Genomic DNA, 26,022 nt, shown 5'->3' with positions numbered 1-26,022 from the left:
AACTCGCTGGCCATTTTCCAATTTTCTTATCTTACCTTTTTTCAGCTACCAAGGTTCTCTGTTGAAGATAATTAAAAAGTACTTACCAGGTCATCGTTAGACTATTTAAACTACTTTAAAGACAAAAAAGTCCCTTTACTAGCCTAAACTAGTAAAAGGACGACGTATCGCGTTACCACCTTTTGTTCGGAAATAAATTCCCTCAACTCTGACAACTAGTTTAATTGACTAGTATCAGTATTCCTTTTAACAGTGGAATCTTCTGAGTATACCTACCTATCGATATACTATCCTCTAAGACCATTTTCAACTTTTTCTCACTTAGCTCTTTGCACCAAGACAGAGCCTCTCTAATAAGCGTTCCAAGTTTACTTTTCTTTTCAACGGATATAACTATTTATGTGTTGAATATAATTTACAAGATTCTCTCATTTAAGTCAAGCATTAAATTAAAGAAAAATGAGTTTTTTTTATTTATAAAACTGCATCGGATGAGATAAATAGTTGATATTGCTAACTTTTTCAGCTGTAATAAAGCCAGATGGTGCCTTTAAAATAGTTGGAATTCGATTAACTAAAGTGGCACAAGTATGAGAAACAGTATCAGGTTTTTCTAATGAGAAGACCATATCTGGTTCACCAGTAATCTCCCAATCGCACATATCGCCATCTGTCTCACGATATACTTTTCCAATACATTCCACTTCAACTTCAACACCTTGATGTGTCTGAATCGTTGTAACAGCTGACATTCCAATAGCATCCCCCGCTGGAATCGTACGGCCTAACGTGTCAGAATACACATCCTCATCTAGTACAAATGGTACACTTTTTTGTGAAATTGATTGAATCGTCCAACCCATCTTAGAACAAATAGCTTCTCCAGCATTCCACATATAAGAAGGCAAACTTTCTGCTGACGCGATTTCTTTCTCAAAACGTTTTAAATCATAACCAGAACCATGCGCTTCAGCCAATGCCAAACCGTAATCTTCAACATTGTAACTTACTGCACCTTTAACTTTTCGTATTGAGTTCATGCCTGCCATCATTAAGCAAGGCATGTTAATCCAATAAATATCTTGCATTCCAGTTCCCATAATTGTTGCATGATTTTCTTTAGCTAATTTATCTAAGGCATTTGTTTGTGCAGGTGAAGTATTCCATGGATAGATAGCTTCTTCACAAGTGGTTAAAACATTTACCCCATGTTTCAAACACAACTCATAGAAAGGTGTCATTTCAGGCATGTAACTGAAAATAGTTACCAGTGCAACATCCGCATCACAACTACTTAAAACGGCCTCAGCATTATCAGAAATAATCACACCTGTCTTAAAGCCTAACTCTGCAAATTCACCGATATCTTGACCTACAACCGCAGGATTACTGTCAATCGCACCGACTACTTCAGCTCCATGATCATATAAGTATTTAAAGATAACTTTCGACATTTTACCGCAACCATACTGAACGACTTTAACTTTTTCTTTAAACATATTAATTCCTCCTAGTAGTTGTTTTATCTTTCACAATCATAGTATAATCTCTATAGTAAGTATAGAGTCAAGGAGAGTATTGAAAATGTTTTCTAAATTAAAAATTGGCGACTTTGCTCGTCTTAATAACTTATCTGTCCAAGCTTTACGTCACTATGAAAAAATTGGTTTATTATACCCAATTGACGTTGATACAGAAACAAACTATCGCTATTACCATCTCAATCAATCGGCCATTCTTGATAACATCCAACTACTAAAGCAATTGAGTTTTTCTTTAGCTGATATCAAGAAAATTCTTGATGAAACAAATTCTCAAGCTGACCTAGATGACGTTATTCAACAAAAACAAGCAGAACTTTTAGCGGAAAAACAAAAAATTAATGACCAACTCGCACTCCTCAAAACTTATCAAGAAGGCGTTACTATTTTTGAACAAAACAAATTCTCAACTAATGTCGCCATAGAAAATTTTGCTTCTAGGTCGATTTTAACCTATGCGATTGATCGCAATATTTACGCTATGACAGAAGCTGAGTATGAATATTACTTGCGTGAGTTTAAACTATTCGCCTTAAAATCAGGGTTGAAAGAGTGGCAATTTAATCGAGTAGGATCCATTATGTCTCGACAAAATTTCACTACTGGAGAGTTTATTTCAACAAAATTATTTATCTTCGTTCCCTATCAGTTTCCACACTCGATTCGGCTACGTAAAGGAAGTTATGCGACAAACTATTGTCATTCTTTCAAAGAAGAATTACCAACATTAAAACACTTTAACCATCAGATTGAACAACTAGGTTATCATCCAAAAGGAGACTACATTTGCGAAGTCGTTTATGAAAAAACGAAAACAAAGGACTTAGAGCGTCATATGTTTATCCGAATGCAAATTCCAATCTAAAAACAGGATGGTTATACATTAAAAGACCTGATTTGGCTAAAGATGCTACCCAATCAAGTCTTTTAATCTTGGTAATTAAATTAATCAAGAACTTTCAAATTAAATCAATCGGCACTTTTAATGTTTTTAACAGGCCATATCATTTTTTATCGTTACTTATCCTCAAATCTCGCCAATTTCCCAAAGAAACAGTGTTATTCTTATTTAAATAACAGATTGATTTAAATAAGCTCCTTGATTATTTAATTATCCCCCCATTGCCATATATGCATTATGACTACTTTAACTATAACAAATGTTTCTTTAATTAGTCAGTGGTTCAAGTGACAGATTTCTTACATTTATGATATAACTCTGACTGTTTTATTAGTCGATTTTCGTTGCGAAGTGTTCAAAACTAAGGTAACATTATTTTAGATTGGTCCTAATGTCTAAAGTGATTGTTATCAGTGATTGTTCTACTATCATTTATAGCTAAACATAAAGGTGGTTCATATGACTTTAATAAAAAAAGGAACCGGTTTAATAACCATTTTATTAGCATTATTTGTTTTCTATCGTTCTTTTACGATTGGCTTGAGTGTCTTTTATCAAAATGTTGTTGATTACAATGGGTTGATTGGTGTTGTTTTCTCTTTTGCAATTTTAATTGCTGGTATTATTACAGTTAGTAACAGTACACAAACAAACACTCTTGCTAGTAGTATTCTCTGTTTAGCTGGTATTCTTGCTATACTGTTTACTACCTACTTTACTGATTTAATCGTTTGGGGTGGACTAAGTATCTTATTAGCTGCTATCCTTATACTCCTAGATATAATTTCCCTCTTAAAAATAAATCAGAAAAAAAGACGAAAAAAATAACCCTATTGACGATTAGAAAAAGTAAAATTCTTTGTCAATAGGGCTATTTTTATTTATGTTCTCTGTCGAAGCGTTTTTCAGCTTTCTTTTCTTTTTCATGAGCAACTTTCTCACGATTTTTGTCAATTTCTGCTTCAAATGTCTCTTTGTTTTTTTCGTCTTTAAAAGCTTCACGGTTTTCTTCTAAATCATGGCGTTTTGTGGTCATTAAATCATCTCCTAACGGTTTTATATTACCATTATAACGTATATAGTGTTTTTATGCTAATGATGCCTTCTCAGTTAACTAGTCGTCTTTTAAATAAAATCATGATAAGATAGATTTTATTGACTAAATTAAGGAGTAAACTATGAAACAGACAAAATTTTTCTTACTTACACTATTCATCACATTGATGACTTTAACCGGTTGTCAATCGACTAGTAGTACTCATCAAGGAGATTCTTCGACCAATCACCCGAAAACCAGTAGCTCATCGCAAATAAGCCAATCATCGAGTACAAATCAACCTGCTAGCAAACAGACTGATAGCGATGATTTAGCAAATTTAAACTATTCAAATCAGCAAACCATTACTATCAATGATAATGTTCCTGATTTTTCAGCTAATGACTTATCAATAAAAAATGGCTCTTGGGAAAAATATGGCGACTTAGATCACTTAAACCGTGTGACTTATGCTGAAGCCATGTTAAACCAGGACTTAATGCCTAAAGAAAAACGAGGAGATATATCTTCCGTCAAACCTACTGGCTGGCGCAATAAAAAGTTAGAAAAAGGATACCTATATAATCGGTCACATCTTATTGGTTTTGCACTTGCTGGTGAGAATGCAAACTGGAAAAATTTAATGACCGGTACACAACAACTTAATAATCCAGAGATGTTACGTCACGAAATGGATATTAAATATTATCTGGAACAGTCTCCTGATAATTATGTTCGCTATTCAGTTATACCAATCTTCCGTGATAACGAACTTGTTGCACGAGGTGTTCATATGCGTGCTCAATCAATTAATAGTGACGCTATCGCATTTAACATTTATATTTTTAATGTCCAGGATGGTGTATCAATCAACTATACGGATGGGACGAGTACGCTGACTAAAGAGACTCCTAAATCATCTGCTCCAAAAAAAGAAGAAGTAAAAAACTTTGAAACAACACAAAATAAGTCTGAAAATCACGAAGAATATGTTGATACACAGGGTAATGGCTTAATCAAAGGTTCAAATAGTCATATCTATCATATTCCAGGTTCCAAATATTATGACAAAACGACTAATCCTAAAGCTTGGTTCAAAACAATTGAAGAAGCAGAAAATGCGGGCTATCGTCCACCAAAAAATTAGTATTAAATAGAATAAATATAGTCATGAATTTGATGCGTACTCACTAGTTATTGATGAGTACGCTTTTTTTTACAATATTTTTCAAGTTGATAAATCAAAATAAAAAAAACTAAACTTTATTTATGAGGTTATCTTGTGCTAAACTAACTATACTAACAGACAAGGAGTGACTTCATTGCGTGCAAAAAAATCAACCAAAAGTTATCAAGTAAAGAAAACACGCTATCTTAAAATTCCCTATCTAAAAGACCGCAAAGGAGTTATTTATCTACAAAAAAGAGCATTTTATTTAAATATTTGGTTTGGACTCTTTTTACTTACATTTATTGCTTTTTTAATTACTCTTAGCCTTCTAAGAACTTCATTAATTACGAATCATAGTTTAAAAAATAAAGAGCAAACTACTAATTTAACAGCCACTAAGCAGCAAAAAGTGACCGCCAATAAAACTTTGCAGCTAACTGAATCTGGACGAGCTGGTGATTTAGAATTAACGGTTAACAGTGTAAAATCTGAGTCAGAAATTAAAGAAGGTAATTTTAAAACGTATCAATCTGAAAATGGCATATTTGCTCTAATCAATGTGTCGCTTAAAAATACAGGTCACTCAACTGCTACAATTAATGTTAATGACTTTAAATTAGTGACTGATGAAAAAAAAGAATACATGCCTTCAATCCTAGCTGGGCTAACAACTAAATACATCACATTTGAATCAATGAATCCAGATTTAACGGTATCAGGCTTTCTAGTTTTTGAAATACCTAAAACTATTGATTTAGCTAATGCTGATTTATATTTTACCTATGATGGAACACTTTTAACTAGTCATTTAAAAAAATCAAATTAATAAAGTAAAGCTTATCTAAAATGGTGGAACTTAAATAAACTTGAGTTAAATACCCATACTATGTTATAATGACTAGTGTTCTAATTATATAGGGGGCGTTACGGATTCGACAGGTATAGTTTGAGCTTCGACTGCGCTTCGTAGGTTACGTCTACGTTAAAACGTTACAGTTAAATATAACTGCTAAAAACGAAAATAATACTTTCGCTTTAGCTGCCTAAAAACAGCGAGTGAAGATCCTCTTGGCATCGCCCATGTGCTCAAGTAAGGGTCTCAAATTCAGTGGGATACGTTAAACTTTTCCGTCTGTAAAGTTTAAAAGAGATCATCAGACTAGCAATGCTCGAGGCCGGTTGTATGGCATAAGGCTGCGCGAAATTTAAATGATACAACTATGAGCGTAGATGTTTAAGTGGCAATATATTTGGACGCGGGTTCGACTCCCGCCGCCTCCATCAATAGTTTTCAGAGGATTCCATAAAGTAGCTAAATGCTGTTAAATCAGCGTTTGGCTACTTTTTTGTTTGTGGAGGATTGATGTTTTTAGATACATATCGTATTCAAATCCTATTTCAATAAATAATATTGAATGAATCTGTTGAGTATTTGTGACAGTTAACAACTTCTTGTATCTTAAAAAATACTAATCAAAACTTGTTTTATCTCAATTAATAGTTCAGTATATAGAATAAACGATTCATCAGTCACGTTTCTAGGACTTTGATGAATCGTCTATTTTTTATTTCATGTACAAATTAAGCTTTAAATGTCTGAGTCTCAATATCAAAAGTTTTATCAACTAAACCATCTGCAAATTCTTTTTCATGGGATACAACTAAAATGGTTCCTTTGTAATCTTGTAAGGCACGCTTTAACGCCTCTTTTGTGGCAGCATCTAAGTGGTTAGTTGGCTCGTCTAAAATCAATAAATTACTTGATTTTAACGTTAAGCCACAGAGTTTTACTTTAGTTTGTTCACCCCCACTTAATTGGTGGATGGCTTTAGTTACATTCTCATCGACAATTCCACTACGTGATAAATAACGGCGTACTTCTTTATTGTTTAGTTTCGGATATAATTCTTTAATATAATCAAATGCACTTTGCATAGGGTTTTCCCAGTCTAAATCTTGAGAAAAATAATTAATCTTAGCTTCACGATTCAATTCAATATCACCAGCTAAAGGACGAACTTGGCCAATCAATGTTTTTAACAAGGTTGATTTACCAATACCGTTAAATCCAGAAATAGCAATTTTCTCACCATTTAAGACGGTCATGCTAATATTAGGTAATAACGGTTTTTTGTACCCAATCGCTAGATTATGAACTTCAATCATCATTGCCGAATGCGTCATAACAAACGGAAATTGGAATTTACCTGGTTTTACTTCTGTCGGTGGTGTTAAGCGCTCAATTCGATTTAATTGTTTCTCACGACTTTTAGCCATATTTGACCGGCTACCAGCTTTATATTTTCTAACATAGTTTTCTAATTTATTAATTTCTTTTTGTTGTTTGTCATACTCACGTTGGTAGTATTCAGCATTCGCATGTTTTTGTTTCATTGCTGCTTCTAAACTGCCACTGTATTTTGTTAAACGTTGAAAATCAATATCACAGATACAGTTTGTAACCCGATTTAAAAACTCGTGATCATGAGAAATCACCATATAGCTAGCATCCATTTGTGTTAAATAATTGGCTAACCAATCAATATGATGAGTGTCTAAATAGTTGGTCGGCTCATCTAACAAAAAGACATCACTTGGCTGAAGTAATAGCTTTGCTAGAGAGACTTTCGATCGTTGTCCCCCACTTAACTCACTAACTTTTTTGTCCAAGCCTATCGCATCTAATCCTAAACCAGTCGCGACTTTTTCAATATCGCTTTCCAAAGTATAAAAATGATGTTTTTCTAATTCTTCTTGATATTTACCCGCTTTTTCAATTAACTCATCATCATATGTTTCTGCGTATTCTTCATATAGTTTTTGAATATCTTCATCCATTTTATACAAACGCTTAAAGGCACTTTTTAAATAATCAAACATTGTATCATTCTCATCATAAGTTAATTGTTGCTCTAAATATGCAAATTCAATGTTTTTTTGCCATTTGATGTCACCACTGTCTGGTACAACATCACCCATAATGATTTTAAAGAGCGTTGATTTCCCAACTCCATTTTTCCCCGTTAACCCAAGATGCTCACCTTTATTTAATGAAAATTCACTATCTTCATATAATAATTTATCAGGTAATTCATAACTTAATCGTTTAATTGTTAATACACTCACTCGATTCATCCTTCCATTTTTTTAGTAACTTTATTTTAATTTTACTGCAACAACAAAAAAGCTCCTATCCGCATTAACAGTCTAGGAGCCACTTATCATCATTAGATAGTCGTCCGTAAAAGTCCCTTAAATAACTCATGCTACATCATAAGTTATGTCTCTTACTCGACTACTTTGTGATGAAAAATTTTATCATGATACACCAAATTAATACGCCAGCCAAAGTGTTCTTTTAAATCAACCTAACCTCTGACTGTTAGCCTAATTGTTCTACAAAAATTATATGCAGTATAACATACTCTATGACCGATGTAAATTTCAAAAAGCGACCTCATCTATCTGAGGCCGCTTTTTGTTTAGTATTTATCTTATGATAAGTCAATCTTGACATCAACATGTTGCACAGGTACATCGTAGAATGGGTCTTCACGACGACCTAAGAAATCTGTTGCTTGTTGCGGGAATAACGCGTACATCAAGACATCTTCCTCTGATTTCGCATACTGCTTGATTTCCTCTCTAAAAGCAGGCATTTGTGGTGCGATTAAATCTGCTGGACGTTGCGTGATTACCTCAGCATCTCCAATAATTTTTTCTTGAATCTCTTTTGAAATTTCAACTGGTGGACGACCATATAAGCCTTTAACATAATCTTTAATTTCTGTTGGGACTAATTTATATCGTTCACCTGAAATAACGTTCATTAATGCTTGTGTACCCACCATTTGTGATAATGGCGTAACAAGTGGTGGAAATCCTAAATCAGCACGTACCTTAGGAACTTCCGCTAAAACTTCATCATATTTGTCTTGTAATCCCTGTTCTGTCAACTGGCTTAATAAGTTAGATAACATCCCACCAGGTACTTGATAAATTAATGTTTTCGGTTCAATATCTTTTACTTTTGGATTTAATATACCATCATTTCTAAAGGTGTCACGAATTGGATTAAAGTATTCAGCAATTTCTGTTAATTTTTCCATATTTAATCCAGTATCATAACCCATTTCTTCTAATGCCATAGCAACCGATTCTGTTGCTGGTTGACTTGTACCACCAGCAAATGATGAGATGGCAGTATCAATAATATCAGCACCTGCTTCAGCAACCCGTAAATATGTCATCTCTGAAATCCCACTTGTTGCGTGCGTATGGACTTCTAACGGTAAATCAATTGCATCTTTAATTCGACTCACTAATTCGAAACCAGTTTGTGGTGTTAAAATTCCAGCCATATCTTTAATACAGATTGAATCTGCTCCAGTATTAGCCATTTCTTTGGCTAATGCCACAAAATAGTCAACTGTATGAATCTTACTTGTTGTATAAGAGATGGCTGCTTGGCAATGACCACCAGCTTCTTTTGCTGTAATGATTGATGTTTGAAGATTACGCGTATCATTTAACGCGTCAAATACGCGAATGATATCAATCCCATTTTTGATTGATTTTTCGACAAATTCACGTACTACATCATCGGAATAATTTTTATAACCTAATAAATTTTGGCCACGTAATAACATTTGTAGCTTAGTATTTTTAACTTCTGCACGAATTTTCCGTAATCTTTCCCACGGATCTTCATTTAAGAAACGAATACAAGAATCAAACGTTGCTCCGCCCCACATTTCTAACGAATGATAGCCAGCTTCGTCCATTGTTTTAATAATTGGTAACATATCTGCTGTTGGCATTCTTGTGGCAATTAAACTTTGTTGCCCATCACGCAAAACTGTTTCCATAAACTGAATTTTTTTAGTCATTTACTTGCACCCTTCCTCTTCGACTATTTCACTGATTTTTCTCTGCATCTCTTCAACGGAATGTTTTCGTGAACGACCGCATGCTTTTGCCTCATCTGAACAGATAAAACAACGACGTCTTGGATAGCCTAGCTGCTCCCGACTAAGACTTTTTAACTCACTCAACTCAAGCCAGACAACATCCAAATCGACTAAACGGCCAAAAGCATGTGTCTCCTCAATCTGAATCATTTTTTCTTTTAATTCTTTGGGAGTGATTGGTACCAAGAGATAAAACTCATACCCTGCTGGTTGATTGACATATAGGTGAGAAAGCGTCGGTACATTAGTTACTGTCTGTGCTATCTCAGTCATCACAGTTTTAAATACTTTTTCCAGCCCTACAGATGTTTTAATCGCTCCTGGAATAGTCATCGTTGCTGATAACAAAGCACTTGTTGGATTAGCTTCCAATATCTCATATTGCTTAGCGACACGTGCTTCACGAGCATCCAGTACATCACTCAAAGTGATTTCTGGTCCGTCAAATAGAGTATTAGACATTTTTTACCACATCAATTAATGTTCCATCGCGGTATTCAATTAAAGCAACAACTTTATCGCCATATTGAATTGCTTCAGGCGTTCCGACAATGCTGTAAGCTTTCTCTTTTAATTCCTCAATGGTATATTGTGGCACATCTAACTGTTTAAAGTGTTCAACTAAATCAGGTCGATTTGGATTAATAGCAATCCCAACTTCTGTTACAATCACATCAATACTTGTCCCAGGTGTGACAACAGTATTCACTGTATCCACAATTGTTGGAATACGTCCACGGATTAGCGGTGAAATAACTAAACTCATTTTACATGCCATACTTGTATCTGAATGCCCACCAGACGCCCCACGGATAATACCGTCAGAACCGGTCATAACATTAACATTATAATTTGTGTCAATTTCTAATGCAGATAAAATCGCTGTATCTAACTGATTAATAACAGCGCCTTTACTTAACGGTGAAGCATACATATTAGCATCAATTTCATAATGATTAGCATTTTTTCCTAAAGAAATTGCTGACGGATGATCAAAATCTTGCACATCAATAATTTTTTCAACTAAGCCTTCTTCTAACAACTCAACCATTGCATTTGTAATACCACCTAAAGCAAAACTAGCAGTAATACCATCTTTAATCATTGCTTCACGTAAGAAACGAGAAACTGCTAATGATGCTCCACCTGTTCCTGTTTGGAAAGAAAAGCCTTCTTTATAATATGGTGAATTAACAATCACTTTTGAAGCATATTCCGCAATTAACAATTCTTTTGGATTCTTTGTAAAACGAGTAGCACCTTTAGCAATTCCTTTTGGATCTCCAATAGCTTCGACTTCAACAACATAATCCACATCCGTTTGTGGGATACTGATTGGCGTATTTGGGAACGGTACTAAAGTGTCCGTAATAATGACTACTTGATCTGCATATTTCGCGTCAATCATTGCATAACCTAATGACCCACAGGTGGTTTTTCCAACCGTTCCATTTGAATTACCATAACTATCAGAACTTGGTGCACCTAAGAAAGCAACATCAATATGAATGTCACCAGCGGCTACAGCTCTCGCACGGCCACCGTGTGAACGAATCACAACAGGATTTTCCATAATTCCTTGAGAAATTGCTGCACCCACTTTGTCACGTAATCCACTTGACGTAATATTTGTGACAACACCATTTTTAATATGCTCAATCAACGGCTCATGTACATTAGCAATTGAACTTGGTGCGATTGATAAATTTTTAATACCCATTTTAGCAATTTCCTCTAGAACCATGTTCATTACATAGTCGCCTTCACGGAAATGGTGATGGAATGAAATTGTCATGCCATCTTTTAATCCCGTTTTTTCAATGGCTTCACGTATGCTACCTAAAAGTTTAGAGTCATTAGGACGAACTGGTTTAATACTGCGACTAGCTTCTTGGTAAGGTTTAATGTTTGCTAATTCACCTTCAAAAACACCATATTGATCAGCATATTCTTGAGGGATTTCTTTTCCTACTTTATTCAAGACCATGACTAAATTTCCTCCTCAGTAATTAATTTAGCAGCTTTAGCTAAGGCAATCACTCGCTCTGCACGTTCAACGATTGGTTTATCAACCATTTTTCCATTAACCGAAATAACACCAGATCCTTTAGCTTCAGCTTCACGAATACCCCAAATGACTTCTTTAGCCTGTTGGATTTCTTTTTCCGTTGGTGCATAAATCTCATTTACTAAAGGAATTTGACGAGGATTAATCACTGATTTACCATCAAAGCCTAATTGCTTAATTCGGCTAACTTCTGCTTTGAAACCTTCAACATTATCGACATCTGAATAAACAGTATCAATAGCAGCAATACCAGCAATACGAGCTGCGTGTAAAATCATACTGCGCGCAAAGAATAATTCTTGACCATCAGGATAACGTTTAGTTTTCATATTTGTCACATAGTCTTCTGCTCCTAAAGCGATACCAATTAAACGGTCAGATGCTTTGGCAATTGCTGGAGCATTTAGAACACCCTCAGCTGATTCAATCGCTGCCATCATGTGTGTCGTACCAACTGGAATATTATTAGCTTTTTCAACTGCTGTAATCACAGCATCTACATCAATAATATCTTGAGCTGTTTCTGTTTTAGGTAAGCGGATGACATCAACTCCAGCTAGGACAACTGCTTCAATATCTTCAGCTCCAACTGTATCTAATCCATTAATACGCACAACAGTTTCAACACTACTATAATCAAAAGTTTTAAGTGCAAAATGTACTAGTGTACGGGCTGAATCTTTTTCTTTTAACGACACAGCATCTTCTAGGTCAAACATAATTGAATCAGCGCCATATAAAGGTGCATCTCTTAACATCGCTGCATTTGAACCAGGTACAAACATCATTGTTCTTCTTAAGCGTTCCATGAGTTGATCTCCTTCCAGTCAAATTTATCTGCATTTGTAGCACGATAGACAGCAGTAATTGTTCGTGCTTGAATTGTACAATCTAATGCTCCTTTATCAACAGCAATTACTTTTATAGATGTCACACCCAATTTTTCTAATGTATCCGTAATAACTTGACGGATTTGTTTACCAAATTGTTTTTCAACACTACTATCTAAAGAGATATTAACTTCGTTCACTGTATTTGGTTCAACTGTGATCATGATGTCACTAGATTCCACAGTACCAGCAACAGCATTTTTTATAATTTCCATGTTGCTTCACCTCGATAATTTATTGTGTTCTTGTAAATATTTATAAGTCGTTGGTGGTAAAAATGACTCTAACGTTGCGATATCCTGATTTTTCAATGCGTTCCTAACTTTTGTGGCACTAATTAATTGACCATCGCTAGCAATTCTCGGGACTACAACTAACTGGATTTCTTCTGCGAATACTTTTTTTAAGGACTGATTATAAATCTCTGTCACTTTTGAAAAAGGTTCTTCACCTACAAATCGTTGGGTAATCTCTAAAACTGGAGCAATTTTTTCTTTAAATAATGTCGCATCCAAAGTTGCCTGAACTTGAGCAACCGTTTCATAGGCAGCATCTTTTAAAAAATAAGAAGGAAACGTTGCTGACGAAATTAAGTAATCATTCGTTGGTAAAACAGTGACATTGGATAAATGTTCCACACCTTGCTTCACCATTTCAAATCGGTCAGTGTTCGAAAACTCTGACCGATCTTCAGTTAAGACAAACACATAGACTTGTTGCGATTCACTTGCGGCTTTCTCTACTAAATACTGATGTCCTTTAGTAAAAGGGTTAGCGTTCATCACAATACTACTAGCTAAACCAGGCTTTTTATGGATTCGTAGCATTTCCAAATAGTCTTGAAAATCAGGTGAACCTTGTTCCATAAATAGAGTATCATCAGTAAAAATAATCTCACGAAATCCCAGTGACTTGAATATATTAAAATTACTCGGCTTTGTATATACAAAATAATGCAATTGATTTTCTTCATGTAGTCGCTCTGTCAGATGCTGTATTACTTTTAATAGTAAATTTTCTGACTGAAACTCTTCCCTTACGACTAAACACTTGATAATATTTTTGAAAAATGATCCTGTCGCAACTAATTTATCCCCACTATAGATACCGACAGTATAATCAATTTCTTCATTGACAGTCAAACCTGCTTCTTCCATTAATTCTGCCCATTTTTTATGGGCATATGAATCACGAGTTAACCAAAGCCTCTTTATTGAATACATGATTTGCCTCTTTTACTTATTTCTTTTTAACTGGAAATAACTTACATAATACCATTGATACAAGGTAGATAATTAAGATAACTGCAAATACTCCACCCCAACCTAATACTAATAATTCGATTGATTTTGCTAAATCTGCTGACATAATAGTGCTCCTTTCCTATTCATTTATTAAGCAAGTAATGCAAGTAATAATCCACCCGCAATAACAGATGCAATTTGACCAGACACGTTAGCCCCAGCAGCATGCATTAAAATAAAGTTTTGAGGATCTTCATCAGTTGCCATTTTTTGAATAACACGACTTGACATTGGGAAAGCCGAAATACCTGCTGCACCAATCATTGGATTAATTTTTTCTTTTCTAAAGATATTTAACAACTTCGCAAATAGTACGCCACCAATAGAATCCATGATAAAGGCAACTAAACCTAATCCAATAACAATTAACGTATCAACTTGTAAAAATTCTTCATACTGCATTTTAACAGAAATAGATAAACCTAATAAAATACTAATCAAATTAACTAACTCATTTTGAGCAGTAATAGATAGACGATCTAATACACCACATTCTCTTAACAAGTTACCAAACATTAAAAACCCAACTAAAGGTAACGATACTGGAGCAATTAATCCAGCAACGATTGAAATAACAACTGGGAATAAAATCTTAGCAGTTTGTGACACTTCTCCGGCACGGTAATTCATTCGGATACTACGTTCTTTTTTAGTTGTGACAGCTTTAATCGCAACCGGTTGAATAATTGGTACTAATGCCATATAAGAATAGGCAGCAACCATAATCGCTCCTAAATATTTCGAATGAAGCGTATTTGCCACGAAGATAGACGTTGGTCCATCAGCGGCACCGATAATTCCAATAGACGCCGCATCATTTAAATCAAAACCTAATAAAACAGCAATAATGATTGTAAAGAAAATACCGAATTGTGCGGCTGCACCAAATAATAATAAAAATGGATTTTGTAATAATGGTCCAAAATCAATCATTGCACCAATACCAATAAATAATAGTAATGGGAATAACTCTGTTGAAATCCCCATGTCAAACAATACTTGGAATGGTCCAGGCTCTCCAGCTGCACTTAACACTCCTGAATTAGGAAAGTTTACTAAAATTGTTCCAAGACCCATAGGAACAAGTAACGTTGGCTCGTATTCCTTTTTAATTCCTAAATACATTAGAATACCACCAATAATCATCATAACGATACGGCCGGGTTCTTGCCCCATGCCTACAAACCCTTCAATAAGTGTTTCCAAAAACATCACTTCCTCTTTTTTTAATTATGCGACACTTATAAGTAATACTTACAACTCATTAACTTATTCAACAGTAATCAATGGCTCACCAGGGTTAACCATTTGACCTTGTGTGACATGAATACCTGTCACAGTTCCACCTTTGCTTGCGACAATTTCATTTTCCATTTTCATAGCTTCTAAAATCAATAATGTCTGATTCTCTGTAACAACGTCTCCAACATTAACTAATACTTTTAAAATTGTTCCAGGCATAGGAGATGGCATAGCATCTGCTCCTGCTGGTGCTACTGGTGCTGGTGCAGATGGTGCTGACTCAGCTTTTGGTGCTTCTTGAACTGGTGCAGCAACAGGTGCAACTGGCGCTACTGGTGCAGCGGCTTGCGGAACGCCACCAATTTCTTCCATTTCTACTAAATACTCTTTACCATCAATTGAAATCTTAAATTTTCTTAACATCTTTGTTTCCCCCTAATTTTTTTTATAAATTTTTTTAACTACTAATGAATGACTACTTGTATTAGAAGCCTCTGCAATACTTGCAGAAATCAGAGACACTAACTTAGCTTCTGGATTACGTTGCAAAATCTTTTTCACGACAAACTGACTATTCGGTTGGTCCCCCGTAGCTATCGCGGTTGCTATCAAACTAACTAATTGATAATCTTCCGCGTTTGCTTCAATATAAGCCGGAACCGCTTTCCATTCATCGCGGAGTGTTCTATCTTCTGAATTTGTGTCTATAGAACGATTAGATGGTTCAATAGGTAACGCTTTCGATTCTTTTTTAAACAATCTCGTAAATAGCCCCATACTCTTACTCCTTTCTTTTTTGCTTCTTACACATATTATATTAAATTTAAAAGTTTTCTGTAGTTTTTATTGTGAAATTATTGTTCTTTTGCTGTTCCTATTCATCTTTTTTTTTATAAAAATCAACACAAAGCCTTATAAATCAACGTTTCTAGCGAATTAAGGTTTTGTTAATATTTATTTAATACTTTACTAAGACAAAATAGTTAAAATTGTTTTTTTTGTGTTTTTTTAGTGAACTTGAGCTATCCTAAATGGAAATAATTGATTATTCTATAGTCAAGCAAAACCAATATTGTAAAAAAATTAACAAGTGTTAGCCGCAATTAACATTTTTTTATAGCTACATGCTGGTACCGCTTACAAATAAAAAACAAAAAAAGAGAGGAAGAGAAAAATGTTATTAACCATTTTATCTTACGGAATGATTATCTTCTTCATGTTCGTCATCATGAAGAAAAAAATGTCACCGTTTACTTCATTGGTAATCGTGCCTATAGTGTTTACACTAATTGCAATGCTTGCCGGAGTATCTGCAAAGGGAAATATTGGGGATTTTGTTATTGAAGGAATTAAAACAACATCTAACACAGGAATCATGTTACTATTTGCTATTTTATACTTTTCTATTATGTTAGATGCAGGATTATTTGATCCAGTTACAAAAAAAATGATTTATTTCGCAAAAGGCGATCCAATGAAAGTTTTAATGGCAACAGCAGTTGTTGCTGCTACAGTCTCACTAAATGGAGACGGTACCACAACAACATTGATTTGCTGTTCGGCATTTATTCCAATTTATAAAAAATTAGATATGAAATTGATGAACCTTGCTGTTTTAGTTATTTTACAAAACACGATTATGAACTTATTGCCTTGGGGTGGACCAACTGCTCGTGCTATGGCTGTTTTAGAAGTTGATGCGGATATCTTAACTTATTTAGCTCCGGGTATGATTTTATCAGTTCTATATGTTATTTTCTTTGTTGCACGTCGTATGGGTAAACAAGAACGTCAACGTTTAGGTGTTACAGAATTATCAGATCTTGAGATTCAAGAAATGACAACGGTAACAGACCCTGAAACATTAAAAATTCGTCGTCCACAAAACTTTGTTTTCAACGCAATTTTAACTATCGGTTTAATTGCTTGGTTAGTAGCAAGTTCATTTGTTGATGCAATCGCTTTACCGCCATTATTATTATTCTTAGTGGGAACTTGTATCGCATTAATGGTTAACTACCCTGTTCTTAAAGACCAATCATCACGTATTGGTGCTAACGGTGGAGACGCTGTTCAAGTAGTTATCTTAGTGTTCGCTGCTGGTGTCTTCATGGGATTATTCCAAGGTTCTGGAATGGCAGAAGCATTAGCTAACAGCTTTACACATATCATTCCTAAACAATTAGCAGGATTCTGGGGCTTAGTTATCGCTTTAATTTCTGCACCTGGTACCTTCTTTATTTCAAATGATGGTTTCTACTTTGGTGTACTACCTGTTTTAGCCGAAGCTGGTCGTTCATATGGTTTCACTAATATGCAGATGGCTCTAGCATCATTAATGGGACAAGCATTCCATTTATTAAGCCCATTAGTTGCTTTCATTTACTTATTATTACGTCTAACTAAATTAGATATGGGGCAATGGCAAAGAGAATCTGCTAAATACGCTCTAGGAATTTTCTTAATTTTCGTTGTGACAATTGTTCTTTTAGGGCATATGCCTTTATACATTCCACAATAAAACAAAATCTATTATCAAAGGAGTCGGGTCGTTTTTACGACGATGGCTCCTTTTTATTTAAGTTTTTTAAACAATTTTTTTTAAAGATTGAAAAAATTTATAGTCTAGGATATACTTTCAATGCATAAAAAAGAATAGAGGTGACGTAATGAGTAAAACTGTTGAGGCTGTAAGAAAGCATTTAGATTTATCACAGAATAAAACTTTAAATGTTCTGATGTATGAAGCCTTTCGTAAAACAATCATCTTAGGGGACATTCCTGCGGGTACTCGAATTAATGAAAAAGTCTTTGCCGAAGAACTAAATATCAGTCGAACCCCCATTCGTCTTGCAATGAAACAATTGGTCAATGAAAATTTAGTGGTTCATGTACCAAAAGTCGGCATAGTTGTCAAAGGTATTCGTATTAAGGACGCTTATGAAATCTATGATATCCGTAAATCCTTGGATACTTTGGCTGCTGTGAAAGCGATGACACATATGACGGAAAGTGATTTCAATGACTTAAAAGTATTAATTAAACGGGGCGAACAACTTAGTCAAGAAGATAAAATTGATGATGTTCTGAAAAATTTTGCTGATTTTAATGCGTTTATCTATGAAAAAAGTCAAATGCCACGACTACGAGAAATTGTACTAGATTTACAAGCCTATCTTGTTTATTTCAGAGACATCGCTATTCGTTCAACTGAACGTAGAGAACGAGCACTTCAGGAGCACTGGCTAATCTATCATGGTATGAAGACTAACAATCTTGAACAAATTACATCCATTACCCATGAACATCTTGATCGGTCATTGAAGTTTATCGTATTAGAAATGGAGCGTCGACAAATTGACTAATGACACTACTCTTTCTCAGCCTATCGCACAAATGGCTGAAAAAGCTTTACTCTATGAAGTATCACTCAGCCCAAAACCTGGTTTGGTTGATCGTTACTCAAATGGTGCACACAAAGATATGGATTTTTTTACGTTCATTGATAGTATTGTGAGCTTAACTCCGTACTTTAAAAGCTATTTTAACATTGGATTTCAACATACGGGATCAGATACTGATTTATTTCAACATTTAAGACAAGTTGGGGCTTTAGCTGAAAAAGCTATGTTAACTGCCACACATAACGTTAATACGCATAAAGGAGCAAATTTTTCTTTAGCAGTCTTACTCGGAGCTACCGGCCTTCATGTTAAAAAAAATCAACTAACTAGCTTACCTTTAACAAAAACTGACACTGAGCAAATTTTATCAAAAGCAGGTCACTTAACTAACCATTTGATTGAATATGATTTTCAGGATTTAAGTCATAAATCAACTCTAACACATGGTGAAAAACTTTATTTAACACATGGCATTACCGGTATTCGTGGAGAAGCCGCAGCTGGTTACCCGAGTTTGTCTCAACTGCTTTTACCATTTTTAAGACACTACTCGACACTATACAGCAAAGAAGAATTGCTCTTACGTGCTCTTGTATTTTTAATGAGCGAAGTTGAAGATGGTAATTTGCTTCATCGTGGAGGGATTGATGCTTGGGAACAAATTAAAATAGAAACAAAAAAAATTCATCAAGCCAACCTCACAAAAGAAGCATTACTTGATGAACTGACAAGATATGACCAGGTACTGATTGAACGACATTTAAGTCCTGGAGGAACGGCAGATTTATTAGTATTGGGCATTTTCTTTGCGCAATTAGAGGACTTATTTTAATCACCGTTAGGCAAAAAAGTATATCCGATGCCCCAAACAGTTTTAATGTAACGAGCCTTTTTCGGGTCATCTTCTATTTTATTACGTAAATGACTGATAAAAACCATAATCGTATTTGCATCTAATTCACTATCGTCCCATACATTTTGATAAATCTGTTCTTTTGAAAAAACTTGATCAGGATTTTCCATGAAAAATTGCATTAACTTTGTTTCTTTAGAAGAAAGTTTAATCAATTTTTCTTTTTTGTATAATTGATACCGTGATTTATCAAATTCAAAATCACCAATTGTAATTTTAGTAACTTTAGGCTGACTTTGGTAGGCCTTAACAACCTTTCCTCTTTTTAGGGTAGCAACAACTTGTGCTTTCAGTAAATTTGGTGAGAATGGCTTAGTAATATAATAATCAACACCCATTTCTAAACCTGTCACTATATCTTCCTCACTTTTTTTACCACTTAGAAACATAATTGGAACAAGTGGATACTCTTCACGAATTGTTTGTGCCAAATAATAACCATCATTTTCATGCTCTAAAGTAATATCTAATAAAAATAAATCAAACTCAATCCGTGTCATAATATCAATCGTTTTTTCAACCGACTCACTTTGGTAAATTAAAATACCTGTTGCTTGCAGTGATTTCCATATTAGACGGCGGATTGCCGGATCATCGTCAACAATTAAAATTTTTTCATTACGCATTAGGTTTCCTCCATCATTATATATTCTATTATCATCAAAAGGAGTCTTCTGAATGATAAAACCTTCAAATAAATTATTAAAAACTGGTATTGTTAGCGTTGTCATTCTAACTATCTTAGGTATCGTCATTACTGCAAACAGCTATTTTAGTACCCAAAAACATGCCATTAAAATGGGGGAAAATCAACTATCAAAGATTAATGACTCAGCAATTAAAATTCTTACATTAGAAATCAAATCCTACAGTTTAGCTTTGGAAGACTACGCATCGGACTTAGTCAATGATGGACAACTAACCGATTTAACACAAACTGAAAAAATTAAACAAAAGTTTCATTATCCATCATCAGTTGCTACAGGTTTGTATCTCTTATCACCTGAAGGAACACTATTATCAGGTTGGAAATTTAAAGATTATCAACTCATGCCTACTAAACAAAATGACTTACACTTATTAACTAAAGACCCTAAATTTAAGCTCGCATTACAAGGGGATATCAACCAAAACGGGGAGGCATATTTCAACAATAATCAGTCTTTTCTTAATCTCTACCGACCAATCGTTAATGAACAAAACCAAGTCATATCTATCCTAGTCCTGCCAATTAATTTAGAAAATCTTTATCAACTAGAATTTGGTAGTCAAGGCTATCAAAAAGGTTATACCATGATTAAAAATCGCAACATGAAAGTTGTCATGCATCCTTCGCTTGATCAAGTGGGATTAGATATTGTTGAAGACCGTAAAGAAAAATTTCCAGAACGAGATTTTAAAGATTTAGAAAATCTAGAGAAAGTCCAAAGTTCCAATAAAAAAGGGACACTTAGTTACTATTCCTATTGGTGGACTGAAGAAGAACCAGAAAAAGTTCTCAAGATTTCAGCTTATGAATGGATGACTCTTGGTGATACCGAATGGATTGTAGCTAGTTCATCTGATTTCTATGAAAAGAATGGTTATGCTTTACAAAAAAACTTAATTATCTTAGGCTTATTAGCTATTTTACTTGCCATCATTATTTTATTAGGCTTGAGTTTCCATTCTTACAATAAGCGCAATAAAATTTACTTAGAAAACTTAAAATTAATTGAGCGACAACAAGCTTTACATGAAAAACACGAAACTGAAAAAAATCTCTTACAAAAATCAAAATTAGAAACGGTTGGGTTATTAACAACAACTATTGTTCATGATATGAACAACTTTCTAACACCAATGATTGGTAATTTACAATTACTAATCGATGATTATCAAGAAAATCCCGATTTAGTCACTGAATTAGACGAAGTTTATCAAGCAGCTGAAAAAGGCCAACAGCTTGCCGCTAACGTACTACGCTTTACGACGGTTAATTCTAGTAAAAAGACCATTAATGACATTCAAGCTGTTGTCTGTGAAGCAGTTACTACCATGCGAATGCTACTATCGGCAAATATTGAATTTAAGTCTGGTTCAACTCCTCAACAGCTGTCTGCCTATTTTGAAAAAAGTGACTTAGAAGTTGTGTTATACAATCTAATTACCAATGCTTTCCAAGCTCAAATAATTAATCCATACATTTGTGTCACTATTGAAATAGCTAGCGAGGAGCAACTAGCTATTTTCCAAAACCATTCACATGCGTATCAAGAAAAGGATTTCGCTTTAATTCGAGTAATTGATAAAGGGCCAGGTATTCCAAAAGAAATTGAACAAAAAATGTTCACACCCTTTTTTACAACCAAAAGTGATGAGAATGGGACTGGTTTAGGACTTTTCATTATTTCATCAATGACGAAAAAAAATGATTGGATTTTAGATGTCGAGAGTTCAGAAAAAGGAACGGCTTTCATCATAGGTATACCAATTCAATAAAATTAATCATATGACTAATTTTATATTTTGTCAAATCACCTTGTTTTTTTACAATACTTTTTTCACAAATTCACTGTAATATCCGTTTAAAAACATCTATTATTAATGACAATTAAAAGACCTGACTTATTTCAAAAGTAAAATAAGTCAGGTCTTTAATCAGTCATTCAAGAATCAGCATTAATTTTTTTCAGCCAACCAAGTTTTAACTTCAGCTAGTGCATCTGCCATACCAGCTGGGTTTTTACCACCAGCTTGAGCCATGTCAGGACGACCACCGCCACCACCACCAACTTTTGGTGCGATAACTTTAATTAAATCGCCAGCTTTTAAGCCACGAGCATTCATTTCTTTTGTCATAGCTACTAATAAATTAACTTTATCATCAGCCACAATTCCTAAAACTAAAACATCTGATAAAGCTTTTTGTTTCCATTGATCAGCCAACTGACGTAACTGGTTCATATCTTTGACAGAGGCTTGTTGAGCAATTACTTTAATGTCACCAATCGTTTCAATTTTTTCAAAAATATCAGCAGCTTCAAGGTTAGCTAATTTAGCCGCTAATTGCTCGACTTCTTTTTGTAACTCTTTATGTTGTTCTTGTAACTGTTCGACTTTCGCAACAGTTTCTTTTAATTGTGGTGCCTTAACTAATTTAGCAACAGCTTTTAAGCGACTTTCTTCTGCGTGTAAAGCTTCAAATGCTTCTTGGCTAGTTACCGCTTCAATTCGTCGAACGCCAGCTCCGATACCTGATTCTGATGTAATTTTAAAAATACCAATATCACTAGTATTAGTTACATGAACACCACCACATAGTTCAATCGAATAATCACCAACATTCACGACACGTACGTCATGACCATATTTTTCACCAAAGAGTGCCATCGCACCCATTTCTTTTGCTGAATCAATATCTGTTTCAACTGTCACGACAGGAAGACTAGCCCAAATTTTTTCGTTTACTTGACGTTCCATTTCAGCTAATTCAGTTGGTGTCACTTGTTCAAAATGAGTGAAGTCAAAACGCAGATACGTTGGTGCTACCAATGATCCAGCTTGATTTGCATGCTCACCAAGAACATCTTTTAACGCACGATGCAATAAATGCGTCGCTGTATGATTTTTTGTAATCTTGCGACGTAATTGTTCATCAATCGCTAAGTGATAAATTTCACCTTCTATTAAAGGTGCTACAATATTTACTAAATGTAATGATTGACCATTTGGAGCTTTTTTCACATCAATTACAGTTGCAACAACATCACCTGATGCATTTAAAATAGTCCCTTTATCAGCTACTTGTCCACCCATTTCTGCATAGAAAGGTGTTTTATCAAAAATTAATTGCGCGTCACCTTCAGTTACTTTTTTGACTACAGCATCATTCTGAATAGCAACTAATAAGGTCGATTCAGTGTCATGTTCGTTATAGCCCACAAATTCACTCACGACTTTAATATCAGTTAGTAAAGCTGATTGAACATTCATTGAATTTTCTTTTACTCGAGCTGAACGTGCACGATCACGTTGTGCAGTCATTTCTTTTTCAAAACCTTCATGATCAACAGTTAAGCCTTCGTCTTCAGCCATCTCTTCAGTTAATTCGACTGGGAATCCATAAGTATCATATAGTTTAAAGATATCTTTACCCGCTAGTGTGGTCTTGTTGCCAGCCTTCAAGTCAGTAATTAAATCAGTAATAATTTGTAAACCATCATTAATTGTTTCATGGAAACGTTCTTCTTCCGTTTTAATCACTTTTTCAATGAAATCACGTTTCTCATTCACTTCAGGATAGTAACTTTCCATAATATCACCAACAACTGGTACTAATTTGTACAAGAAAGCCTCATCGATTCCCAATTTTTTACCATGCATAACTGCTCGACGGATTAATCGACGTAAAACATAACCACGTCCCTCGTTAGATGGTAATGCTCCGTCACCAATGGCAAAAGACACCGCACGGATATGATCAGCAATGACTTTAAATGATGTATTGACAGTTGCAGACTCACCATATTTGTGTGTTGGGCTCATTGCTTCAGTTGCATGGATAATCGGTAAGAATAAATCAGTTTCAAAGTTAGTCGGAGCATCTTGGAAAATCGAGACCATCCGTTCTAATCCCATACCCGTATCAATATTTTTATGAGGTAATGGTAAGTACTCATTGTTGTCCGTATGATTAAATTCAGAAAATACTAAATTCCAAATTTCTAAGTAGCGTTCATTCTCACCACCTGGATAATTTTCCGGATCATCTTCTGCCACATCATTATAAGCTTGTCCACGATCAAAAAAGATTTCAGAGTTTGGTCCACAAGGTCCCGCTCCAATATCCCAAAAGTTATCTTCTAATGGAACAATTGACGCTTCTGGCAAACCAATTTCTTCATGCCAGATACGAAATGCTTCAGTATCATCCGGATGAATAGTCACATACAGGCGATCTTTATCTAAAGCAAACCACTCATCACTCGTTAAAAGTTCCCAAGCCCAGTGAATAGCTTCTTTTTTAAAATAGTCACCAACAGAAAAATTACCTAACATTTCAAACATTGTGTGGTGTCTAGCAGTCTTTCCAACGTTCTCAATATCATTGGTACGAATACTTTTTTGTGCATTTGTAATTCGTGGATTTTCTGGTACAACAGTCCCATCAAAATATTTTTTTAATGTAGCAACACCTGAATTAATCCATAATAATGTTGGGTCATCGATTGGTACTAATGATGCGCTAGGCTCAACCGAATGGCCTTTAGTTTTAAAAAAATCTAAATACATTTTGCGTACTTCTTGGCTCGTTAATTGTTTCATGTCGTATCCTCCTAAAAAAATATAAAAAGCACCCTGCAGTCAAGGACGATAAGTCGTGGTACCACCTTGATTGCAATGATGCTTAAACAGTCATTACCTCTTGAGTGTCGATAACGCAGACGACGCGTGATAATTATCTATCATTACCAAAAGGGAGCAATTTATCAAATTGGGCTTTCTTTTCACCGACCAGAAAGCTCTCTAATAGACCAACTACTGACAAATTTTAATCCTTTCATACCTCATAAATTATATGTAATGTTATGCCTGATGTCAACTGATGCAAGCGTAATTAATTCAAATAGTCCTTTAAAAAATTTGAAATCACTTTTTCATATTCTTTTGGATGATCAGCTAACGACTTAGCATGACCAGAACCTTCAAAAATAATAAGTTCTTTAGGCCCTTTTGTAGCATCGTATAGTTTATAAACCATTGACGTTGGAACAAACTTATCTTTATCACCATGGATAAATAATGTTGGTAAGTGATTGTTTGCTAACTGTTTAACAGCGCTAGCCTGATTAAAGCTATAGCCTGCTCGAATTTGTGTATAAAGCGATGTTAAAGGAATTAAAGGAAACGCTGGAATATGAAACATTTCTTTTAGCTGGTGAGCCAATTCATTAGTGACTGAGTCATACCCACAATCCTCTACAATAGCTTTCACTTGACTAGGCAATTTTTCACCACTTGTCATCATAACGGTAGCTGCCCCCATACTGACACCAAATAAAACAATCTCACAATCTTTGCCCTTAGTTTGAATCACCTCATCAATCCATTGTAAGTAATCTAAACGATCTAACCAACCAAAACCAACATATTCCCCTTCACTTTTTCCATGTGCACGATTATCTGGAACAAGGACATCATAACCTAAACGATAAAAAAGTTCTGCATATTGCCCCATAGTACTAGCATTTTGCATATAACCATGAGCCACAATCGCAATTTTTTTTGTTGTTTTTTCTTGATTAACCCACGTGCCACTCAATGTTAACCCATCATGACTTTTAAGAGTGACATCTGTCAACTTCTTTTGAGCAAATTTCCATTCTTTTTCCTGTTGTATGTTATCTTGTTTAGCAAGAAAATCTTTTTCACCTGGAACAATTGCATAATTGAACAAATAATTTGTGGCATATCCCAAGCCACCAACAACTATTATAACAATAACAACGAGGATAATTACCAAAATTTTTTTCACATCACCACTCCTACTCTTTTCATTATGATACACTGATTTAAATGAATTTAAAAGGAGGATTTATT

At 34.7% G+C, this 26,022-nt stretch carries 24 protein-coding genes, 1 other RNA gene and 2 other annotated features (1 of these 27 cut by a window edge); of the genes, 9 read left to right on the top strand and 16 right to left on the bottom strand.

Going from position 1 to position 26,022, the window contains the following annotated elements; genetic code table 11:
- Positions 1–103 (bottom strand) — a binding site (T-box leader) (it extends 141 nt beyond the left edge of the window).
- Between the two features lie 49 nt (positions 104–152).
- Positions 153–393: a binding site (T-box leader), on the bottom strand.
- A gap of 77 nt (positions 394–470) precedes the next feature.
- Positions 471–1,499, bottom strand: coding sequence for an NAD(P)H-dependent amine dehydrogenase family protein (locus tag BW732_RS10135; RefSeq protein ID WP_077276618.1), 1,029 nt, complete (start codon positions 1,497–1,499; stop codon positions 471–473).
- Between the two features lie 85 nt (positions 1,500–1,584).
- Here BW732_RS10135 and BW732_RS10130 point away from each other — a divergent pair, with 85 nt between their 5' ends.
- Together BW732_RS10130 and BW732_RS10125 are read left to right on the top strand one after the other, a co-directional pair.
- Complete coding sequence (locus BW732_RS10130) at positions 1,585–2,406, top strand: MerR family transcriptional regulator (protein ID WP_077276617.1); 822 nt, start codon at positions 1,585–1,587, stop codon at positions 2,404–2,406.
- 495 nt (positions 2,407–2,901) lie between these two features.
- Positions 2,902–3,270, top strand: coding sequence for a hypothetical protein (locus BW732_RS10125; protein WP_077276616.1), 369 nt, complete (start codon positions 2,902–2,904; stop codon positions 3,268–3,270).
- A 49-nt stretch (positions 3,271–3,319) separates the two neighbouring features.
- On the opposite strand, the gene BW732_RS11440 is transcribed toward BW732_RS10125, so the two are convergent.
- A complete protein-coding gene (locus BW732_RS11440; protein ID WP_161485556.1) occupies positions 3,320–3,478 on the bottom strand; it encodes a hypothetical protein in 159 nt (52 codons plus the stop codon).
- A gap of 142 nt (positions 3,479–3,620) precedes the next feature.
- Here BW732_RS11440 and BW732_RS10120 point away from each other — a divergent pair, with 142 nt between their 5' ends.
- The 3 genes from BW732_RS10120 (at position 3,621) to ssrA (ending at position 5,933) form a co-directional block, all read left to right on the top strand.
- Entirely contained in the window at positions 3,621–4,625 is a 1,005-nt protein-coding gene (locus tag BW732_RS10120) for a DNA/RNA non-specific endonuclease (protein ID WP_228414937.1), read from the top strand.
- Positions 4,626–4,800: 175 nt separating this feature from the next.
- Positions 4,801–5,475: a DUF4352 domain-containing protein gene (locus BW732_RS10115; RefSeq protein WP_161485555.1), complete on the top strand. Its 675-nt coding sequence runs from the start codon at positions 4,801–4,803 to the stop codon at positions 5,473–5,475.
- 91 nt (positions 5,476–5,566) lie between these two features.
- Positions 5,567–5,933: a transfer-messenger RNA gene (ssrA, locus tag BW732_RS10110) on the top strand.
- Positions 5,934–6,230: 297 nt separating this feature from the next.
- Here the strand turns inward: ssrA and BW732_RS10105 are convergent.
- The 11 genes from BW732_RS10105 to BW732_RS10060 form a co-directional block, all read right to left on the bottom strand.
- A complete protein-coding gene (locus BW732_RS10105; protein ID WP_228414936.1) occupies positions 6,231–7,784 on the bottom strand; it encodes an ABC-F family ATP-binding cassette domain-containing protein in 1,554 nt (517 codons plus the stop codon).
- A gap of 359 nt (positions 7,785–8,143) precedes the next feature.
- The gene (locus BW732_RS10100; RefSeq protein ID WP_077276613.1) at positions 8,144–9,538 is read right to left on the bottom strand and encodes an oxaloacetate decarboxylase subunit alpha; all 1,395 of its coding nucleotides are present in this window, start codon (positions 9,536–9,538) and stop codon (positions 8,144–8,146) included.
- Positions 9,539–10,081 carry a citrate lyase holo-[acyl-carrier protein] synthase gene (citX, locus tag BW732_RS10095; RefSeq protein ID WP_077276612.1) on the bottom strand — a complete coding sequence of 181 codons (543 nt, stop codon included), beginning with the start codon at positions 10,079–10,081 and terminating at the stop codon, positions 9,539–9,541.
- Entirely contained in the window at positions 10,074–11,606 is a 1,533-nt protein-coding gene (citF, locus tag BW732_RS10090; protein ID WP_077276611.1) for a citrate lyase subunit alpha, read from the bottom strand. The genes citX and citF overlap by 8 nt, the downstream gene beginning before the upstream one ends.
- A gap of 2 nt (positions 11,607–11,608) precedes the next feature.
- A complete protein-coding gene (citE, locus tag BW732_RS10085) occupies positions 11,609–12,496 on the bottom strand; it encodes a citrate (pro-3S)-lyase subunit beta (protein WP_077276610.1) in 888 nt (295 codons plus the stop codon).
- On the bottom strand, positions 12,484–12,792 hold the full coding sequence (citD, locus tag BW732_RS10080) for a citrate lyase acyl carrier protein (RefSeq protein ID WP_077276609.1): 309 nt from the start codon (positions 12,790–12,792) through the stop codon (positions 12,484–12,486). Before citD ends, citE begins: the two co-directional genes overlap by 13 nt.
- A 6-nt stretch (positions 12,793–12,798) precedes the next feature.
- The gene (gene citC, locus BW732_RS10075) at positions 12,799–13,791 is read right to left on the bottom strand and encodes a [citrate (pro-3S)-lyase] ligase (RefSeq protein WP_179946117.1); all 993 of its coding nucleotides are present in this window, start codon (positions 13,789–13,791) and stop codon (positions 12,799–12,801) included.
- A gap of 25 nt (positions 13,792–13,816) precedes the next feature.
- The gene (locus tag BW732_RS11700) at positions 13,817–13,945 is read right to left on the bottom strand and encodes an OadG-related small transporter subunit (protein ID WP_252100561.1); all 129 of its coding nucleotides are present in this window, start codon (positions 13,943–13,945) and stop codon (positions 13,817–13,819) included.
- 26 nt (positions 13,946–13,971) lie between these two features.
- Complete coding sequence (locus BW732_RS10070; protein ID WP_077276913.1) at positions 13,972–15,087, bottom strand: sodium ion-translocating decarboxylase subunit beta; 1,116 nt, start codon at positions 15,085–15,087, stop codon at positions 13,972–13,974.
- A 63-nt stretch (positions 15,088–15,150) separates the two neighbouring features.
- Positions 15,151–15,546 carry an acetyl-CoA carboxylase biotin carboxyl carrier protein subunit gene (locus BW732_RS10065; RefSeq protein ID WP_077276607.1) on the bottom strand — a complete coding sequence of 132 codons (396 nt, stop codon included), beginning with the start codon at positions 15,544–15,546 and terminating at the stop codon, positions 15,151–15,153.
- A 12-nt stretch (positions 15,547–15,558) separates the two neighbouring features.
- A complete protein-coding gene (locus BW732_RS10060; protein ID WP_077276606.1) occupies positions 15,559–15,900 on the bottom strand; it encodes a hypothetical protein in 342 nt (113 codons plus the stop codon).
- 397 nt (positions 15,901–16,297) lie between these two features.
- Between BW732_RS10060 and BW732_RS10055 the strand changes: the two genes are divergently transcribed.
- From BW732_RS10055 to citG, 3 genes are all read left to right on the top strand, one after another.
- Positions 16,298–17,644, top strand: coding sequence for a CitMHS family transporter (locus BW732_RS10055; protein ID WP_077276605.1), 1,347 nt, complete (start codon positions 16,298–16,300; stop codon positions 17,642–17,644).
- A gap of 148 nt (positions 17,645–17,792) precedes the next feature.
- A complete protein-coding gene (locus tag BW732_RS10050; protein ID WP_077276604.1) occupies positions 17,793–18,488 on the top strand; it encodes a GntR family transcriptional regulator in 696 nt (231 codons plus the stop codon).
- Positions 18,489–18,519: 31 nt separating this feature from the next.
- Positions 18,520–19,359 (top strand): triphosphoribosyl-dephospho-CoA synthase CitG, encoded by an 840-nt coding sequence (gene citG, locus BW732_RS10045; protein WP_077276912.1) that lies wholly within the window; start codon positions 18,520–18,522, stop codon positions 19,357–19,359.
- Here the strand turns inward: citG and BW732_RS10040 are convergent.
- Positions 19,356–20,066, bottom strand: a complete 711-nt coding sequence (locus BW732_RS10040) for a response regulator transcription factor (RefSeq protein ID WP_077276603.1) — start codon at positions 20,064–20,066, stop codon at positions 19,356–19,358. The two genes, citG and BW732_RS10040, sit on opposite strands and share 4 nt — an antisense overlap.
- A 52-nt stretch (positions 20,067–20,118) precedes the next feature.
- On the opposite strand from BW732_RS10040, the gene BW732_RS10035 reads away from it, so the two are divergent.
- Positions 20,119–21,921: a sensor histidine kinase gene (locus BW732_RS10035; protein ID WP_077276602.1), complete on the top strand. Its 1,803-nt coding sequence runs from the start codon at positions 20,119–20,121 to the stop codon at positions 21,919–21,921.
- Positions 21,922–22,101: 180 nt separating this feature from the next.
- Here BW732_RS10035 and alaS read toward each other — a convergent pair whose 3' ends face one another.
- Together alaS and BW732_RS10025 are read right to left on the bottom strand one after the other, a co-directional pair.
- Entirely contained in the window at positions 22,102–24,747 is a 2,646-nt protein-coding gene (gene alaS, locus BW732_RS10030; protein ID WP_077276601.1) for an alanine--tRNA ligase, read from the bottom strand.
- 292 nt (positions 24,748–25,039) lie between these two features.
- On the bottom strand, positions 25,040–25,957 hold the full coding sequence (locus tag BW732_RS10025) for an alpha/beta hydrolase (RefSeq protein ID WP_077276600.1): 918 nt from the start codon (positions 25,955–25,957) through the stop codon (positions 25,040–25,042).
- Positions 25,958–26,022: the final 65 nt, after the last annotated feature.

This window comes from Vagococcus penaei (assembly GCF_001998885.1).
In the GTDB taxonomy this organism is placed as follows: Bacteria; Bacillota; Bacilli; order Lactobacillales; family Vagococcaceae; genus Vagococcus; species Vagococcus penaei.
Note: the sequence above shows the minus strand (reverse complement) of the source record. Positions and strands in the feature narration are given on the sequence as shown.